The 16,529-nt window shown below is 69.8% G+C and carries 18 protein-coding genes and 1 pseudogene; 8 read left to right on the plus strand and 11 right to left on the minus strand.

All coding sequences use genetic code 11. The annotated features are described in order from the left end of the window. Positions 1-90: 90 nt before the first annotated feature. The 3 genes from DMH12_RS03055 to DMH12_RS03065 form a co-directional block, all read right to left on the minus strand. Complete coding sequence (locus DMH12_RS03055; RefSeq protein ID WP_125489972.1) at positions 91-606, minus strand: carboxymuconolactone decarboxylase family protein; 516 nt, start codon at positions 604-606, stop codon at positions 91-93. A gap of 177 nt (positions 607-783) precedes the next feature. Then, positions 784-1,677 carry a sigma-70 family RNA polymerase sigma factor gene (locus DMH12_RS03060; RefSeq protein ID WP_125489973.1) on the minus strand — a complete coding sequence of 298 codons (894 nt, stop codon included), beginning with the start codon at positions 1,675-1,677 and terminating at the stop codon, positions 784-786. Positions 1,678-1,962: 285 nt separating this feature from the next. After that, positions 1,963-2,559 carry a TetR/AcrR family transcriptional regulator gene (locus DMH12_RS03065; RefSeq protein WP_125489974.1) on the minus strand — a complete coding sequence of 199 codons (597 nt, stop codon included), beginning with the start codon at positions 2,557-2,559 and terminating at the stop codon, positions 1,963-1,965. Between the two features lie 126 nt (positions 2,560-2,685). Here DMH12_RS03065 and DMH12_RS03070 point away from each other — a divergent pair, with 126 nt between their 5' ends. After that, entirely contained in the window at positions 2,686-3,471 is a 786-nt protein-coding gene (locus DMH12_RS03070; RefSeq protein ID WP_125489975.1) for an oxidoreductase, read from the plus strand. A 43-nt stretch (positions 3,472-3,514) separates the two neighbouring features. Next, positions 3,515-3,769, plus strand: coding sequence for a hypothetical protein (locus DMH12_RS03075; protein ID WP_125489976.1), 255 nt, complete (start codon positions 3,515-3,517; stop codon positions 3,767-3,769). A gap of 143 nt (positions 3,770-3,912) precedes the next feature. Here the strand turns inward: DMH12_RS03075 and DMH12_RS03080 are convergent, their stop codons facing one another. Both DMH12_RS03080 and DMH12_RS03085 read right to left on the minus strand, forming a co-directional pair. Then, entirely contained in the window at positions 3,913-4,374 is a 462-nt protein-coding gene (locus DMH12_RS03080) for a VOC family protein (protein ID WP_125489977.1), read from the minus strand. Further along, positions 4,371-4,958: a DinB family protein gene (locus DMH12_RS03085; RefSeq protein WP_125489978.1), complete on the minus strand. Its 588-nt coding sequence runs from the start codon at positions 4,956-4,958 to the stop codon at positions 4,371-4,373. The genes DMH12_RS03080 and DMH12_RS03085 overlap by 4 nt, the downstream gene beginning before the upstream one ends. Positions 4,959-5,021: 63 nt before the next feature. On the opposite strand from DMH12_RS03085, the gene DMH12_RS03090 reads away from it, so the two are divergent. Then, a complete protein-coding gene (locus DMH12_RS03090) occupies positions 5,022-6,020 on the plus strand; it encodes a YafY family protein (protein WP_125489979.1) in 999 nt (332 codons plus the stop codon). A gap of 425 nt (positions 6,021-6,445) precedes the next feature. Next, the gene (locus tag DMH12_RS03095; protein ID WP_125489980.1) at positions 6,446-7,294 is read left to right on the plus strand and encodes an NAD(P)H-binding protein; all 849 of its coding nucleotides are present in this window, start codon (positions 6,446-6,448) and stop codon (positions 7,292-7,294) included. Between the two features lie 253 nt (positions 7,295-7,547). Here the strand turns inward: DMH12_RS03095 and DMH12_RS03100 are convergent, their stop codons facing one another. Continuing rightward, a complete protein-coding gene (locus tag DMH12_RS03100; RefSeq protein ID WP_125489981.1) occupies positions 7,548-7,961 on the minus strand; it encodes a VOC family protein in 414 nt (137 codons plus the stop codon). Beyond that, positions 7,958-8,542, minus strand: coding sequence for a dihydrofolate reductase family protein (locus DMH12_RS03105; protein ID WP_125489982.1), 585 nt, complete (start codon positions 8,540-8,542; stop codon positions 7,958-7,960). The genes DMH12_RS03100 and DMH12_RS03105 overlap by 4 nt, the downstream gene beginning before the upstream one ends. A 1,050-nt stretch (positions 8,543-9,592) precedes the next feature. Between DMH12_RS03105 and DMH12_RS03115 the strand changes: the two are divergent. Next, positions 9,593-10,535 (plus strand): annotated as a pseudogene (locus DMH12_RS03115) (ADP-ribosylglycohydrolase family protein). 137 nt (positions 10,536-10,672) lie between these two features. On the opposite strand, the gene DMH12_RS03120 reads toward DMH12_RS03115, so the two are convergent. Next, complete coding sequence (locus DMH12_RS03120) at positions 10,673-11,020, minus strand: helix-turn-helix domain-containing protein (RefSeq protein ID WP_185832122.1); 348 nt, start codon at positions 11,018-11,020, stop codon at positions 10,673-10,675. Between the two features lie 105 nt (positions 11,021-11,125). On the opposite strand from DMH12_RS03120, the gene DMH12_RS03125 reads away from it, so the two are divergent. Next, complete coding sequence (locus DMH12_RS03125) at positions 11,126-11,509, plus strand: STAS domain-containing protein (protein WP_260473995.1); 384 nt, start codon at positions 11,126-11,128, stop codon at positions 11,507-11,509. 147 nt (positions 11,510-11,656) lie between these two features. Further along, on the plus strand, positions 11,657-11,899 hold the full coding sequence (locus tag DMH12_RS03130; protein ID WP_125489999.1) for a DUF5133 domain-containing protein: 243 nt from the start codon (positions 11,657-11,659) through the stop codon (positions 11,897-11,899). A 781-nt stretch (positions 11,900-12,680) separates the two neighbouring features. Here DMH12_RS03130 and DMH12_RS03140 read toward each other — a convergent pair. Continuing rightward, positions 12,681-13,175, minus strand: coding sequence for a MarR family winged helix-turn-helix transcriptional regulator (locus DMH12_RS03140; protein ID WP_125490000.1), 495 nt, complete (start codon positions 13,173-13,175; stop codon positions 12,681-12,683). A gap of 112 nt (positions 13,176-13,287) precedes the next feature. Here DMH12_RS03140 and DMH12_RS03145 point away from each other — a divergent pair, with 112 nt between their 5' ends. Beyond that, entirely contained in the window at positions 13,288-13,740 is a 453-nt protein-coding gene (locus DMH12_RS03145; protein WP_125489984.1) for an HGxxPAAW family protein, read from the plus strand. A gap of 286 nt (positions 13,741-14,026) precedes the next feature. Here DMH12_RS03145 and DMH12_RS03150 read toward each other — a convergent pair whose 3' ends face one another. After that, positions 14,027-15,340 (minus strand): glycoside hydrolase family 125 protein, encoded by a 1,314-nt coding sequence (locus DMH12_RS03150; protein WP_125489985.1) that lies wholly within the window; start codon positions 15,338-15,340, stop codon positions 14,027-14,029. A gap of 109 nt (positions 15,341-15,449) precedes the next feature. Next, positions 15,450-16,490 carry a LacI family DNA-binding transcriptional regulator gene (locus tag DMH12_RS03155; protein ID WP_125489986.1) on the minus strand — a complete coding sequence of 347 codons (1,041 nt, stop codon included), beginning with the start codon at positions 16,488-16,490 and terminating at the stop codon, positions 15,450-15,452. Positions 16,491-16,529 lie beyond the last annotated feature (39 nt).

Consider the following 16,529-nt stretch of genomic DNA (forward strand, 5'->3'; position numbering starts at 1 on the left):
GCGTAGTAGGGGGCGGGCGGGGTCCGTGCGCGGGCGGGCCCGGCAACGGTCCTGGCCGCGTGCCGGGCCCGCGAGGGCAGGTGCCGGGAGTCAGTCGGTCCCGGTCGTCCGCCACTGCTCGGCCATGGAGACGCCGGGCAGGGGCTTGCCGATCAATGCGAGGGGGACGAAGAAGCTGACCTGTCCGATCGCCATGGCAAGGGTGGCCAGAGCCCTGTCGTCGTAGTGCTCAGCCGCCCACGCATACAGGTCGTCGGGCACGCGCTCGCCCTGCCGGGCAGGCGTGAGCACCGCCTCCACCAGAGCCAGCGCAGCCCGCTCGGCCTCGGTGAAGTAGGGCGCGTCCTTCCACGAGGCGACGGCGGCGATCTTCTCCTCCGGGACTGCGGCGCGACGGGCGTTGGCGGTGTGCATCACCGTCAGGTACGTGTTCTCGACGAGCTGCCCGGCACGCAGGTGAATCAGCGTGATCGTGCTCCGGGGCACTGCCCCGTTGCCGATGATCTTGAACAGGGCGGTGCTGACATCCCCGAGCTCGGGGACCAGCTTCTGCGGGTCGGAGAACCGGGAGGTGAGGGTGTCGAGGATGCTGGTTGTCGTGTCCACGAGTGGTGTTCCTTTTCTCTGTCGCGGGCTGTTCGACGGCCCGCCTGATCGGCTCGCTTCACTGCACTGACGTCACGCGCCGGGCGAAGGTGACCGCCCGGCGCGACATTCTTCGGCCGATCGAAGGCCGGCATGTCGGGGCGCCAATTGCCTCGGCTCCACCCGGCGGGAAGGAGGTCAGTCCTGGGCGGGAGCGAGGTCGAGCTGGGCCAGGCGTGCGGGGTCGCTGAGGATGTCGATGGCGGCGATCCGACCCGTGGTGACGGTGAAGCTCATGACGGACAGTGGCTTCCCGCCGAGCGTGTTGACCAGCCCGGCCGAGCCGTTGACCAGCGCGGCGTGCGTCGTGGCGGCGGACGCCATCCGCTGGAAGGTCTCCAACTGCCCGGCGACGGCAGTGGCGCCGCGGAACGTACGCAGGCCGCCGGTGAGTGCGCCGCCGTCCGCGCGCAGCACCACGTCCGGGTCGAGGAGTGCCAGGAGCGCATCGAAGTCGCCGCCGCGGGCCGCCGTCAGGAAGGCGTCCACCACCCTGCGCTGGCCGGCCCGGTCAGGGTCCGGGGGCGGCGTGGTGCCGCGGACCCGCAGCCGGGCGCGGCTGGCGAGTTTCTTGGCTGTCGCGGGCGTGCGTTCGACGATCGGCGCGATCTCCTCGAAGGGCAGGCCGAACAGGTCGTGCAGCACGAACGCCAGACGCTCCGCCGGGCTGAGGGACTCCAGCACCACCAGTAGAGCCAGTCCGACCGAGTCCGCCAGCAAGGCCTGCTGTTCGGGGTCGGCACTGTCCTCCCGGCCGATCACCGGATCAGGCAGCCGCTGCTCCAGTGGTTCCTCGCCGCGCCGCTTGCGGGCACGGAGCATGTCGAGGCAGACCCGGCCGACCACAGTGGTCAGCCAGCCCCCGAGGTTGTCGATCCTGCGGTCGTCGGAGCCTGACAAGCGCAGCCACGCCTCCTGGATCGCGTCGTCCGCCTCGGTCAGGGACCCGAGCATGCGATACGCGACCGCGCGCAGGTGAGGCCGGTGCTCCTCAAACCGCGAGGCCAGAAGCTCAGAGGAAGTCACGGTCACGTACCTTTCGCCGACGGCATCACTCTCCTGACGTCCCGCACCACTGAAAGGTGACCGTCCCGTCTCCGCAGGCCTCGCCTGACACCGGACAGGAAGCGGCCTGCAACTCGAACTCCTACCGTGGCCTGTGCAGTTGGGCCTCATCCTGTAGGAGCGGGGGAGGGGGGACTGGCCCCGGGCGGCGCGCAGCCGGATGAGCGAACGCCGGCAGGCTGCGCACCGAAGGGTTGCCCACGATCCCGTCAACGTTTCCCATAGCTGTGGGCGACGTCTCCGGGCTCGCTTCTAGATCTTCGGATTCAGCGGCTGCCGGCCGACGCCGGTCAGCAGTGTGTCCACCACGAGCGTTGCCAGCTCATCCACGTCTTGGACGTCGGTGGGCTGGGTCTGCGCGGCTTCGTGGATCAGCGCGTAGTACGTGCGCCGAGCCCACGCCAGGTTGGTGTCGGGTCGTAGAGCACCCGTGTGATGCAGCCGCCGGAAGAGGCTGTCGCATTGGTCGTGCACGTTCGCATGTACGCGTGCGGCCTCGGAATCCTCAGGCTTGACGGCGTTCATGGCGAATCCCCAGCCGATCTTGACGCGGAGCACATTTGCGGTCACCTGATACAGCGCGACCAGTGGGGGAGCGGTTTGGGGGCGGGCGCTGGTGACGGCGTCGTGGAACTGCTGAGTGGCCCAGGCCGTCATGGCCTCGATGAGGGCCTCGCGGCTGCTGAACCGGCGATGCACCGTCGTCCGGGCGACGCCCGCGGCCGCCGCGATCTGTTCCATGGTGGCTGCGGGGTTGGCGCTCAGCACGCTTTCCGCGGCCTCAAGGATCGCCCTCGCTGTCCGCTCGGCGTCTGCACGCATAGGCCGTACTTGCCTCTCCTCTTCCATGTGACCTCCTCATGGTCCCCAGCAGGTTACTCGACAGACGCACCTCTGGAACTACTTGCAACACCAGTGTTGCAAGTTCTAGATTAGTTGCATCACTGCTGACGTCGATTGAACATGGAGGTCCTCATGGATCTGCAGCTGAACGGCAAGGCCGCTGTCGTGACCGGCGCAAGCCGAGGAATAGGACTGGCCACGGTCTCAGCCTTGATCGGCGAAGGAATGAGGGTGCTCGCCGCAGCACGGACCATCACACCCGAGCTCCAGGCCGCAGGGGCGCTCAGCGTGTCCATCGACCTGTCCACTCCCGAGGGCCCTGCTCGGCTCATCGAACGGGCAGACGCAGAGCTTGGGCGGCTCGACGTGCTGGTCAACAACGTCGGGGGTGGTGACAGCGGTGGCCAGACCGGCGGATTCCTCGCCTTCACCGATCAGCAGTGGAACAGCGCGTTCGACTTGAACTTTCTCGCGGCAGTCCGCACCACGCGAGCCGCACTGCCTCATCTTCTGGCAAGCCGCGGCGCGATCGTCAACGTCTCATCCAACGGTGCCCGAATCCCGCATGCCGGCCCGATCACCTACACCACCGCCAAGGCTGCGCTCACCGCCTTCGGGAAGGCAGTAGCGGAAGAGTTCGGCCCGCAGGGAGTGCGCATCAATACGGTCTCACCCGGCCCTGTCCGGACTGACATGTGGGAATCATCGGACGGTTACGGAGCAGAGCTCGCCGAGTCTCTGGGCCTGAGTCGGGAGGAACTGCTGCACAACCTCCCCGCGGCCATGGGGATGGTCACTGGCCGGCTCGTGAAGCCTGCGGAGGTCGCCGACCTTGTTGCGTACCTCGCTTCACCGCTCGCAGGCAGCACCACCGGCGCAGACCACATCATCGACGGGGGTGCGATCAAGTCTGTGTAACGCAGCAACGTCCTTCAGCGGATGGCGCAGTAGCCCGGATCCCGTGGCCCTGGGGCGGCCGTACGACCAGTTCGAGAAGCGGCGGGCATCTGCCCGGGCGGCGGGCCGGCAGCCCGACCCGCGCGAGGCCCACATGGCCCGCTTGTGTGAGCTCAACCAGCGACTCACCGGCAAGTTCGCCCGCACCCACGACGAGGTCCAGCGCCTCCGGCGCGGGCTGAGTACGTTCCCCGCTCCGGGCCCTGAACAAGGGCAGGGGGACAACGCCATGGGCGTCATCCCTCTGCCCAGGCCCTGATGTTGCAGGCTCAGGGCTGGCCGGCCTGCCGGGCGTCCGCCGGGGCCGCCGGCCAGCATGGCTGCGGCCTTGATCGACCTCGGGCAAGAATCGGGTGCAGCGGTCAAGACCGGCCGCGGCCCGGCGACTACAGCTGAGCTGCCTCAGTCCAGGCAGAACTCGTTGCCCTCGGGGTCGGTCATCACTATGAAGCCGGCGCTCATCGGGGGAGCGGGCTCGTAGCGACGTATCCGCGTCGCTCCCAGCGCGACGAGCCGGTCGCACTCGGCCTCCAGCGCCTCCATCCGCTCCTGTCCCTTCAGCCCAGGAGCCGCACGTACGTCGAGGTGGACGCGGTTCTTGGCCGCCTTCTCCTCCGGCACCTGCTGGAAGAACAGCCGTGGGCCGTGCCCGTCCGGGTCCTCGATGGCCGATCTCGTGTTGCGCTGCTCTTCCGGTACACCGAGCCGCGCGAGGAAGCCGTCCCATGCGGCCAGCGGGTCTGCGCCCTCGGGCAGGTCGACTCCGGGCGGGCCGGGGTGGAGGTAGCCCAGTGCGTCGCGCCAGAAGGACGACAGCGTCCGGGGGTCTTGGGCGTCGAAGGTGATCTGGATGCGGCGGCTCATCGGGTTGCTCCGTTCGTAGCGGGTTTCGTGTGCAGGTAGAGGTCGCGCAGCAGGCAGATCTCGGACAGGTGGTGGATCAGCTCGCGGTGAATGTGCAGCACCAGATCGGCCATGGGCGCCTCGGGGAAGGGCTCCTTCTCACCGATCGGGACCCGGAGCCCGGCGTCGCCGAGGCTGCGCACCCCGGCCAGCCAGACGTCGAGCTGGGTCTCGAGCTGGTCGAGCGCGGTGGCCGCGCTGCCGGCGTACTCCCACGTCTCGTACGAGGCCGCCGGCGCGCCGAAGTGCGCCGCGTTGCGCGCGGCGAGCACGCCGACGATGACGTGACCGAGTCGCCAGGCGATCGTGGTGAAGGCCGCCGGGACCGGCTGCGGGAAGGCGAAGTCGATCGTGAAGTCCCCGGCACCGACGTGGACGGGTGCCGTCGAGCTGCCGTGCGGCCGCACGCTCCAGGCGTCCGGCACCGGCGACCAGAAGTACTCGTCGTCGGTGAGGCCCTCGAGCCGGGCTTGGAGCTGATGTTTCCAGTGAACCTCCCACTGCTCGCGCAGCGTCCGGTTCCAGTCGAGTTCGTCTGCGTCCATGCTGCCCACGTTGACACCCCTAGCGGACAGGATCGGTCCGCTATCTCTGGCAGGGTGGGCGGCATGGACGTGGCAAGCGGTAACGAGCGGGGTACGACGGAGCGGGTACTCACCCTGCTCGGGCTGCTGCAGCAGCGCCAGGTCTGGACCGGCCCTGAGCTCGCCGACCGGCTCGGGGTCACGCCGCGCACGGTACGGCGTGATGTCGAGCGGCTGCGCACGCTCGGCTATCCGGTGCACGCCAGTCAGGGTGTCGGCGGCGGCTACCAACTCGGCGCGGGGCAGGACCTGCCGCCGCTGCTTCTCGACGACCAGGAGGCGATCGCCACCGCGGTCTCGCTGCTCGCCGGCGCGGGTGGCGCGGTCGCCGGCGCCGGCGACGCCGCACTCCGGGCACTGACCAAGCTCGACCAGGTAATGCCGACCCGTCTTCGGCACGAGGTGCGCGCGCTCTCCGGCTCGGTGGAGTCCTTTGGCGGAGGCCGCACTCCGGTCGACCCCGGGGTGCTCATGACGCTGGCCAGAGCCTGCCGTGACGAGGCCGAGGCCGGCTTCGACTACCCGTCCGGGAGCGAGGTGCGACGGCGGCGGGTCGAGCCCTACCGCCTGGTCGCCTCCGACCGGCGCTGGTACCTCCTCGCCTACGACCTCGATCGCGACGACTGGCGCAGCTTCCGCGTCGACCGGATGACCGACGCGTCCGCACGGACCTGGCGCTTTAGCCCGCGCGCGGCGCCCGACGCGGCAACGTACGTGCAGGAGAGTGTGGCGAGCCGGGTCTACCCGCACCAGGCGCGCTTCCTCGTGCACGCGTCAGCCGACACGGTGCGCGCGCAGATTCCGGCGTCGGCGGCCGTCGTGCGACGGCGAGGGAGCGAGCTCTGCGAGGTGCTCAGTGGCGCCGCCAGCCTCGACTTCGTGCTCATGCACGTCCTCCTGCTGGGGCACGACTTCGAGGTGATCGACCCTCCGGAGCTCGGAAGGCGCTGTCGCGCGCTGGCGGAGAAACTGCTGTCGGCCGGTGCGACGATCTCACCGGTGTCGGACGTGGAGGAGTCATGAGCCTCAACCACGCCAGCGCCGCAGAGCGCCTCTGTCCTGAGCACTTGCGGTTCCGGCCGCCGTGCTCGGCCAGGCCCACGTACCAGGAGAACGGGACGAGCCCCTTGCCGAAGGGTGCGAGCCTCCGGCGGTCGGCCGCAGGCGGGACGTAAGCGGACGGCTCCAGGCGTGCCGGTCACCACTCGGCGTACCGGACGTCGGGGCAGTCGATGCACCGGCTTCCGCGTGCCTGCATGCCCCTTGTCCCGCAGTTGGGCTGACCTGTCTCGTTCAAGGCGGCGGGCCACTCTCGGTCTGTCTGAGCCATCTACCCGTGTGTCTCAGTCAACTTTGACCATCCGCTGTTCTGCCTCGCGCCTTCTGAGTCGCTGTCGCGCTTGACTGCCTGCGGGAGTGCGACCGGTGACAAGGCGACGGGGGCAACGATGCGCATCGCGGTAACGGGAGCGGGGGGCAACCTGGGCGGGCGGGTCGTGCAGTTGCTCGCGAACCGGGCCGACGTGGACGTCGTGGCGATGACCAGGAGGAGGCTGCCTGCCGGGACGTTTCCTCCGCAGGTGGAGGTCGCCGTTGCCGACTATGCCGATCCGGCCGCTCTGCGTGCGGCGCTGAAGGGCGTGGACACTCTGGTCTTCGTCTCCAGTGACGGGCCCGATGCGCGGGTGCTGCTGCATCATCGCAACGTCGTCGCCGCCGTGGCTGCCGAGGGCGTCGGCCATGTCGCGGCGCTGAGTAGCGTCGACGCCGATACGGCGTCCCCGTTCTGCTACGCCGTGACCAACGGGCTCACCGAGGATCTGCTTCTGGCTTCGGGCGTGCCGTGCTCGTTCGCCGGGGCTTCGCTGTACATCGAGTTCTTCCAAGGCTGGCTCACCGAGGCGCGCGCAACCGGGCTACTGCGGCTTCCAGCCGCGGATGGCCGGGTCTCCCTGGTGGCACGCGACGACGTCGCGCGCGCCCTCGCCGTACTCGCGGTGGGTGAACCGACCGGCCGTCACCATGACATCACGGGGCCCGAGTCGGTGGACCTGGCGGGCATCGCCGCGATCACGGCGGAGGCGTGGGGAACGCCTGTCGCCTACCTGGACATCTCGGCTGACATGTACATCACCGAGGCTGCGGCGACCGGCCTGGATCCCTGGTGGCTGTACGCCTTTTCGTCCATGTTTGCCTCGGTGCGTGAGCAGCGCTGGGATCGAGTCCGAAACGACTACACCCAGCTGACCGGCCGCTCCCCCCTCGCTCTCCGCGACGTCCTGTCAGCACACGGGTGAGAGCCGGCACCGCTGCGCGGGCCACGACGACGTTGAGCCCCGGCAATGGCACCCCCGAAGGGCAACTCGGTGACTGAAAACCCAGGTTGAGCGAGACGACCCCGGCCCCTACGTCTCGCTCGATCTGAGGCGCGGTTGGTCAGGGAGCCGCAGTGGCTCAGATCCATCGGGACAGGTCAGGTGGCGTGTGCGGTCACCTCGCGTTGCGGCGCGGTCGCCGTGGGGCGCGTTGCCTCGCAGAACTGGGGCCGTGTCAGGTGAAGTCCGCTGCGGTGATGCCATCGGGGTGTCCGGACGGCCATTCCACCAACTCGATCCGGTATCCGTCCGGGTCCTTGAGCCACGACGTTTGCGGACCGTGAGGTCCGCCCGGGTACTGGAGCGGTTCCGGCGACAGGCCGGCTTCGGTCAGGCTCTCCAGGGTGGTGGCGAGGGTTTCCACCTGGATCGCGAGGTGGTCGAAACCGCTGCCCACGTCGACCGGCCCGTCGCCGGGGCGGTGGACCAGTTCGAGCGAGGCCGCCGGTTCGTCGGGAAACTTGAGGATCACTAGGCGGGTTCCGTCGTCGACCTCGATCCTGCCCAGTTCGACGTAGCCCACGGTGGTGTAGAAGCCGAGCGAGCGGTCCAGGTCGGTGACGCGGTAGGAGACGAAGAGAGTCTTCACGTGGCCTCCTCGCGTCGAGACACCCGGTATCGGAGGTGCGTGACGTCTCGGTCCGCGAGCCGTCGGACAAGGTCGAGCTCGATGTGATCACTACCGAGGTGGTCGAACAGCCGTCGGCCGTCGCCGAGGAGGACCGGAACGAGGTGAATTTCCATCTCGTCCACCTGCCCGCATCGGAGAAGTGCTTGGGCCGCCCCCGCCCCATGAACCATGACCGGCCGGTCGCCCGCGGCTGCTCGCGCCTGACGGGCGCACTCTTCGACATCGGTGACGAAACGCGCGTGGCCCGGTGGTACGTCCCCGTCATCCACCCGGTGGGTGAGAACGAAGATCGGCACCCCGTCATGGTGGTCGCCCTGCCACCGCCCAGCGAGTTCGAAAGTCCGACGGCCGGAGATCACCGCGCCGGTCGCCATCGCTTCGCGAAAGACCTGGCCGCTCGGACCATCGGACTCCCGGTCGTCGAGCCAGTTGAAGAGCCGTCCACCGTCGCGTCCGAGCTCCTGCCCTGGCCGATCGTCCGGGCCGGCGATATAGCCGTCGAGCGACATCGACATGTACAGCCGAATCGGATTGTTCATCCTGCCCTCCATCTTCTCCGACCATAGACATGATGTTTCCTGATCCGCCGGCGGGGCGGAAACGCTACAAGGTGGACCTTGTGCAACGGGCAAACTCATCGGTTCGACGCGCGGGCCGTGAGGAGGGAAGAGATGACGGCCCCTGGACCAATTGCGGTCGTGCAGGCCGTGTGGCTCTCGGAGCGGGCAGCGGCCGCGCGGCCCCGGGTCGATACCGGGCTGCGTCCATCGAGCAGGACGGTCCGGCCGAAGTGCGGAGAAGCCGCCGGCCGACCTGCTAATACGGGCGGGGAGCCCGTTCGCCGCCGTGGGAGGAGGTATTGACTTCCACGTCCTGCCCTTGATTGCGCGCAGCGGTCACCGCCCTCCCAGCGAGCGTGACCGAACTGCTCTGGGGCCTGAGGGAGGCCCGGTTCATGGACGTCCGCGGGTCTGCACCTCTTCTTCGATCCCACTCCGCCTGGCAGCGACCCTCTGTGGGCGACGGTGACCAGGCTGAGCGTTCAGCCGATGAGGCTGTTGACCCTCGCCACCGACCTCAACACAGGCTTCGACCTCACGCGCCTGCTCCCGTACCGCCCCCGACTACGCCGTCCTGCGAGCCTCCCGTCCCCGATCCGGCGCGGTGACGCTGTGCGCCGCCGTCTGACCAGTGACGGGCAGGGGCGGGGTGGAAGGCCTTTGCCATGACCTGGACGCTGCCGCAGCCGATGTTTACCGCCCTCGTGGCCCAGCCCCGATCTGCCAGCAGGCGCGGCGGGGAAGCCCAGGAGGGACGGCTACGGTGCCCAGCACGCCCGCTACTCGGACGGACGGGTGCTGCTGCGCTCGCGGCAGGGCACGGACATGACCGCCGCGTTCCCCGAAGTTCGTGAGGCCGCCCTCGTGCCGCTGCCCGAGGACACCGGCCTCGACGGAGTTATGTGACCTGTGCCGGTGTCTCAGGTGGCGCACCTCTGTAGACGAGAGGCGTTCGCCGCCGATGCTTCCGGGAGCCGAAGAAGGAACAGGGCCGTGCGGCCGTCAGCGCGGCACAGATAACCTGCGCGAATGAAGCGGAGTCAGCGGGCCGCGGGCGTGGTGGTCGGCTCAGCGGTGGGTGACGCCCTGGGCGGCCCCTTCGAGTTCGGTCCCCAGGGAGCGTTCTCCGCGCGGTTTCCCGCGCCTGCTGCCGGTGGCGAGATGTGCGGAGGCGGTGGCTGGGACCCCGGCGAGGCCACTGACGACACGCAGATGGCCGTCTTGGTCGCGGAGTCGCTGCTGGAGCAGGGCGGACTGGATCTTCCGGACATCTTCGCCCGCTTCCAGCGGTGGGCAGCATCAGACCCCAAGGACATGGGCCTCCAGACCGAAGATGTCCTGACCAACGGCATGCCCTGGGACCTTGCCGCCGCGATCCATTTCCAGGTCAACCAACGAGCGGCCGGAAACGGCTCCTTGATGCGGGCATCGACCTCCGCAGTCCACTTCGCGGCCGTCGGCCAAGAAGCCACCATGGACGCCGCGCGCCGCATAGCTGCTCTCACCCACGGTGACCGCGCGGCCTGGGAAGGAAATGCAATCTTCCACGAACTCATCCGCGTCACGTTCGAGGACACCGATCCCCTCACCGCGCTGCCGGACATCCTGGCTCATGTCCACCCCGAGCACCGCAGCCGCTACGCCACCGTCCTCTCGCCCGACTGGCACCCCGATCAGGCAACCGAGTTCAACGGGTGCCGTCTGGCCCTGCCTGGGCTCCGCCGTCTGGGCCCTGCGCACCACCACCGGCTTCGAAGACGCCATACGCGCGGCGATCGACCTCGGCGGGGACACGGACACCGTCGCCGCGGTGACCGGAGGCCTCGCGGGCGCGTACTACGGACTGGACGCTATCCCCGCCCGCTGGACCCAGCCACTACACGTCCCCCTCCCCGGCTTCGGCGGACGAGTGCTCCACCTGACAGACCTACTTCGCCTTGCAGAGCGTCTCCTGCGAGAGGGCCGTCGATGAGACACCTGGCAGCCCACATAAACGGCGAGTTGGTGGGGTGGGAGCCCGGCCGGTGGGCCGGCCGGCCTCGCGAGCGCGGCAGAAACGGGTGGTCGATGTGATGGTGCTCGTCCTCGATCACGGCCGCCGGGGGGTGGTTACCGGGGGTGTTCGGTGCCGGACATGACAGGTTGTGATGTGTGGCCGTTCTCGGCGTGGACGAGGAGAGAGAGGAGCGCGGCCACGGTCAGGCCTGCTTCGGCCGGGTGGCGCAGGACCTTGTCGGGCTCGATGCGGTAGGTGTTGGTGCGGCCGTCGCGGGTGTGGGAGAGGTAACCGTCCTGCTCGAGGTCGGAGATGATCCGCTGGACGGCGCGCTCGGTGAGGCGGCAGTGGGCGGCGATGTCACGGATCCGGACGTTCGGGTTGTCGGCGATGGCCGCCAGCACGCGCGCGTGGTTGGTGACGAACGTCCATCCGGAGTGAGATTCGGGCACTTCAGCCATGCTCCGCATTCTACGGACCGTCTTTGCATGACGCAGAATGCATGACATACTTTTCGCGCATCAGGTGACGTGATCCAGTCGGGGGAGCCGGAGGAGGGACCCGAGGTGTCGGTCGATGGAGCGATAGCGGGGTGCCAGGGCGGCACCGACGAGGGTCGGCTGCGGGTTCTGGAGCAGGCGACGATGGTGCAGTACGAGAGGTGCGGCGCCCTGGTGGTCGGCGCACGGGGCGCGTACGACATGGACACGATTACGCCGCTGGCCGAGGCGCTGTGCACCGCGTCCAAGGCGTACCCGAAGGTAGTCCTGGACGCCTCCGGTATCACCTTCGCGGACTCCACTGTGCTGAACCTGCTCATCCGCACCCACCAGGCAGCCGACCTGCGCGTGGCCGCGCCGACGCAGCAACTGCGGCGGCTTCTGCAGCTCACCGGGGTCGAGGCGGTGTTGAAGGTGATGAGCACTGTGGAGGAAGCCGTCACCGTCTAGGACGTCCGTAACCCACCGCGACGAGGTGCTCTGCCTGGCCGGTATCAGCCAGGTGACGGGGCCGGTCGTGCAACTGGCAATGAGCGCCCTGCGTGTGCAGGCCTACGCGGGGTATGCGCGGTTCTGTTTGAAGGGAGAGGCATGACCATGATCCTGCCGGCGGAGAAGGACCTGAGGGCGGCGCTGGCCCGGTTCGCCCAGGCACGCATCGAACACGACGTGCGGCCCACCGGCCGCACCAGCAGGGCTCTGGAGGACGCCACCTACACGCTGTGCGTGATGACCGGGTCCCGCACCGCCGAACAGGCACTGCGGACGGCGGACACACTCCTCGAGCAGCATGCCGGCCGCACCCGCCTCTCCGCCGAGCAGGAGACCCTTGCCGCATAGGCGGACGGCAACAGCAGGTGGCTCCGTGCACGTCGCAGAGCAGCGTTTCGACGGCAGTACGGGGCCACTGGGTTCTCCTGAGTGTCCAGGAGGGCGGGGCGGGTACGGGCATCGCGTTGAGCGCCCGCGCCGCGTGGAAGAGGTTGGATGCCATGGCGCGGCCGGTGGAGAGGGCCCAGTCGTGGCCGCGCTCGTCGTCGAGGAAGGCGGGTCTGGGGCCGGGGCCGAGGTGTCCGTAGGTCCAGGCCTGAGCATCACTCTCCAGTGGCGATGTGCATCGTCCAGTTCGGTCGAGATGGCTACACAGCCGTGACCGCAGCCGTCGGCGTACCGATGGGCTGACCGCTGGCGCGCGAGCAGGCCCGCAGCGCGCCCTCGAAGAACACGCCAAGGTCGCCGGCAGCGTCCCGGCCGTCAGGCCGGTCAGAACCCGGGGCTTGGGGGCGTGCTTGTGCACGGTTCGCCTGTGGCTGCCCTCCGCCGGATCGGGTGCCGTTCCCCCCTCGGGCACTTCGAGTCACGCCGCCGCACCGTGATCCACCGCATGGTGCACCGGCACGGGAATGCCGGCGGGCGGCTCCGTGTTGGAAGGGGTGCGATGGTGGAGGGGACAGTGTCCCCGGGCCTCACCCATTGCCTGCAGGGACGATCGTTCGGCTGAAGCCCTGCGGAGCCTTTCGCCGCGTAGGCGACCGCCCTTCATCACCGCACATCAGCGGACCAGCCCCGCCCGGTGCACGCCGGACGGGGCTGGTCCGTGTCCGGGCCCTGCGTGCGGGGGTCAGGGCTGCGGGCCGGCCTGCGTGGGCTCCCGGATCTCCTGGAGTGATTCCTCCATGGCCTGCCGGGCGCGGGTGAACCAGTCGGCCAGTACGGCCCTGTCCTGCGGGGTGTAGTCGGCGGCCAGAGCGGCCAGCCGCCGGTAGTGCGGGCCGTAGACGGCGTATACCCGGGCCGCGGCGTTCTCGTCGAGCACCACCCGCACCCGCCGGCGGTCCGCGGGGTCGGGCTGCCGGCTCACGTAACCGGCGCGTTCGAGACGGTTGATCACGCCGGTGACCGCACCGGTGGTGACATTCGCGTGCTGCGCCAGGTCCCCGGCGCTCAGATGCCGCTCCCCGGCGCCGATGACGTGCCCCAGGCATGTCAGGTCGGTCACGTTCAGCCCCAGCCTCTGCGCGATGTCGTGCTGGGACACCAGGGCGAGGGCGACCATGCGGTCCATCGCGTCCAGCGCCTCCTGTGCGGTCGCGTCACGACGCGGCGTGCCCTCCAGCGGCTTGCCCTCCACCAGACATCTCCTTACCATCTAAGAAACTTAGCTTAGAAGCTAAGAGTTCTCGGCCGCTTGCTGTGCTGCCGAAGATACAAAGCCACGGGAGAAAGTCATGAACCGAACCGACAGCGGCCACGCCCCCGGCCACGACCACGGTCACACCGTCGCCGGGTGGACGGGCACCGCCATGGCGCTCGCGGGGAGCTTGGCTGCCGGTGGCTCGATGGTCGGCGCGTGGTACCCGGGACTCGCGCTGGGAGCGGGCCTGGTCGCCCTGTCGGCCTGCACCACCTGGGTGCTGCACCTGGCCGGGTGGGGTAAGCCCGGCGGACCCCGGCCCCCTGCAGAGCGGAGCTGGCGGGTACGCGATCGGTCCGCCGCGCCGGGCCACCCGGGATGCGTGGGCTGCCGCCTGGCCGGCCGCGGCCGGCGCACCGCCGCCTCTGCCACCACCACTCCCGCCGCCGGCACACCCGCCTTCGCTCCTGCTGCTGCCGCAGCCACGGCCGGTGCGGGGGCGCTCCCCAGGGCAGGAGTGTACGGCGAGACGGAAGCGGCACTTTGAGGGCAAGCCCTCTGAGGCCCGGTCAGCCCACCCATACCCGCAGCCGCCCCTCACCTGTCCGCCGACGGGCTTGTGCACCTGGTGGGGTGGAAGCTCGCCGACGGTTCCAGAGGGTTCGGTGATCGTGTAGAACTCCTGGCCCCTGGCGAAGTCGATCTCGGCGTTCACCCGTTGGGGATGACGAGAGCCAGGTTTGGTCCCCAAGCCCCGGACCAACATGCCGTCCTTGGCGAGGAGCAACATTGCTACGTGCTGCCGTGCGGCGCTCAGGTCGTGAGTTGACCGGTCAGGGCCGGCGAGTACACCACAGCGGGCGGGTGCCCAGGCCGGCGACGTCCAGGGCGAGTTCGGCGTACATCGCGTTCGCCCACGAGAACCAGGGGCGGGTGAAGCGGTGGGGGTCGTCCTTGTGGAACGACTCGTGCATCTGGCCCGTGCCCGCGTCGGTCGACAGGAGCCTGCGCAGAGCCGTCAGGCGCTCGTCCTCGCCGCCGGTCAGGCCCTGCACGGCAATGGCGATCGGCCAGATGTGCTCGTCGGGTGTGTGCGGGCTGCCGATGCCCTCGGCGGCGGTGCCCCGGTGCCAGGTGGGGTTGGCCGGGGAGAGGACGAACCGCCGTGTGGCGAGGTAGAGCGGGTCCGTGACGGGAACGTCCGCGATCAGGGGCAGCGAGAGCAGTCCGGGCATGTTGGCGTCGTCCATCAGGAGCGCGCTGCCGTGGCCGTCCACCTCGTACGCGTAGACGGTGCCGAACTCGGAGTGCTCCACGGTGCCGTGCCGCGCGGTGGCTGCCCGCAGCTCCGCCGCGAGGTGGGCTGCGTTCTCGGCCAGCTCCATGTCGCGGGCGGGGCGGGCCAGTTCGGCGACGGCGTCGAGGGCGGCGGCGGCGCACAGGTTCGCGGGGACGTTGTACCCGTAGGCGCAGGCGTCGTCGCTGGGCCGGAAGCCGCTCCACGTCATGCCGGTCCGGGCGACGGGCGTGCCCCGGCCCGCGTTCGGCAGCGTGTCGCTCGGGGAGCCGCCCTCGCGGCGGAAGCGGTATGTGGAGAGGCGTTCGTGGTCCTGCTCCGTGCGCCACAGCGCGATGACCGTGCGCGCGGTCCGCAGCGTGTCCGGGACGTGGTCCGTCCGCCCGGTCGCCACCGAGAAGCGGTGGGCCAGCAGGAGGGGGAGCGCGAGAGAGTCGACCTCGTACTTCTCCTCCCACACCCAGGGGTCCTCGCACAGGTCCGCCGGGTCGTGGGCCTGTCCGGACGGTCCGGCGTTGAAGGCGTTGGCGTACGGATCGCGGGCCATCTGGGCGAACTGGCGGCGCAGCACGGCGAGTACCAGTTCCTGAAGGCCGTCGTCGTCGCGCAGCAAGGCCAGGTACGGCATCAGTTGCGTGGTGGAGTCGCGCAGCCACATGGCGGGGATGTCGCCGGTCACGACGAAGGCCGTGCCATCGGGCATCGGCCGGACCGTGCGGGCCAGGGTGTCGTCCAGACAGCGTGTCAGCATCCGGCCGAAGCGCGGATCACCGAGGTCGTCGAGTCGTCGGACCGCCTCCCGGACGGTGGGGTGGTCCTTGACGCTGGTGGGGAAGCTGGGGAAGCCCATGGGTCGGCCTTTCGGCTCGGCTGGGGCGCGTCCCGCATCGGCTGGGGGTGCGTCCCGCAATGTGGGGAGTGGGTCCGGCGCCGGGGGGTGCGTGGTGCGGACGCGGGTGTCAGGTGCCGGCCGACGGGCGGTCGGGCCCGGTACCGGAGGGGGCTCCGTGGCGGACCACGTGGGTGGGGACGGTGACGCGGCGGGAGGCCCGCGGCGCCGCGTCGTCCTGTTCCAGGCGGTCGATCAGCAGACGTGCGGCCTGGCGGCCGATCTCGTCGGCGTCGTAGGAGACGAGGGTCAGCGGCAGCCCGAGGACGTCGGACAGGTCGAAGTCGTCGAAGCCGGCGACGGGCAGGGTGGTCCCGGCCTTGTACAGGGCCCGGATGGCGCCCTGGCTGATGCGGTTGTTGGTGCAGAAGAGCGCGGTGGGGCCATCGACCCGCCCGAGCAGGTCCAGGGTGGCCCGCTCCGCGGCCGCGGAGTCGACCAGGCCCTGACGGATCAGGGAGTGGTCCGGCTCGATGCCGACCTCCTCGTGCGCCGCCCAGAACCCGCGCAGGCGCTCGGCACCGGTGTAGAGCGCCGGCGGGTTGCCGAGGAAGGCGACGCGGGTGTGTCCGTCGGCCAGGAGGCAGGCGGTGGCCTCGCGCGCGCCGTGGAAGTCCTCGACCAGTACGCAGTCCGTGTCCAGACCCGCGGGCGGCCGGGCGGCGAAGACGACCGGGACGTGCCGCATGGCGCTCGCCAGGTGCTGCTGCCGGCTGCCCGCCGGTACGACGATCAGCCCTTCGACCTGGTGGTCGACGAGTCCGTCGATGAGTTCGGGTTCCCGGTCGGCCTCCTCGCCCGAGTTGCTGAGCAGCATGCGGAAGCCGTACTCCGTCGCCACCTCCTGGACGCCGAGCGCGAGGCGCGAGTAGAAAGGGTTGGCGAGGTTGGTGACGACGAGACCGATCATGCCGCTGCCGCCGAGGCGGAGACTGCGGGCGGTCTGATTGCGGCGGTAGCCGAGCCGGTCGACCGCGGCGAAGACCCGCTCGCGGGTCGCTTCCGACACGCCCGGGTCGTTCTTGAGTACGCGTGAGACCGTCATGGCGCTGACCTGCGCGAGCTTGCCGACGTCGTGCATCGTCGGCCCGCCACCCCGGCGAGCGGTCATGCTCCTGCCCCCTCCTCTGCCCGTCTGCGTCTCGGCCCC

This window comes from Streptomyces sp. WAC 04229 (assembly GCF_003947455.1).
In the GTDB taxonomy this organism is placed as follows: domain Bacteria; phylum Actinomycetota; class Actinomycetes; order Streptomycetales; family Streptomycetaceae; genus Streptomyces.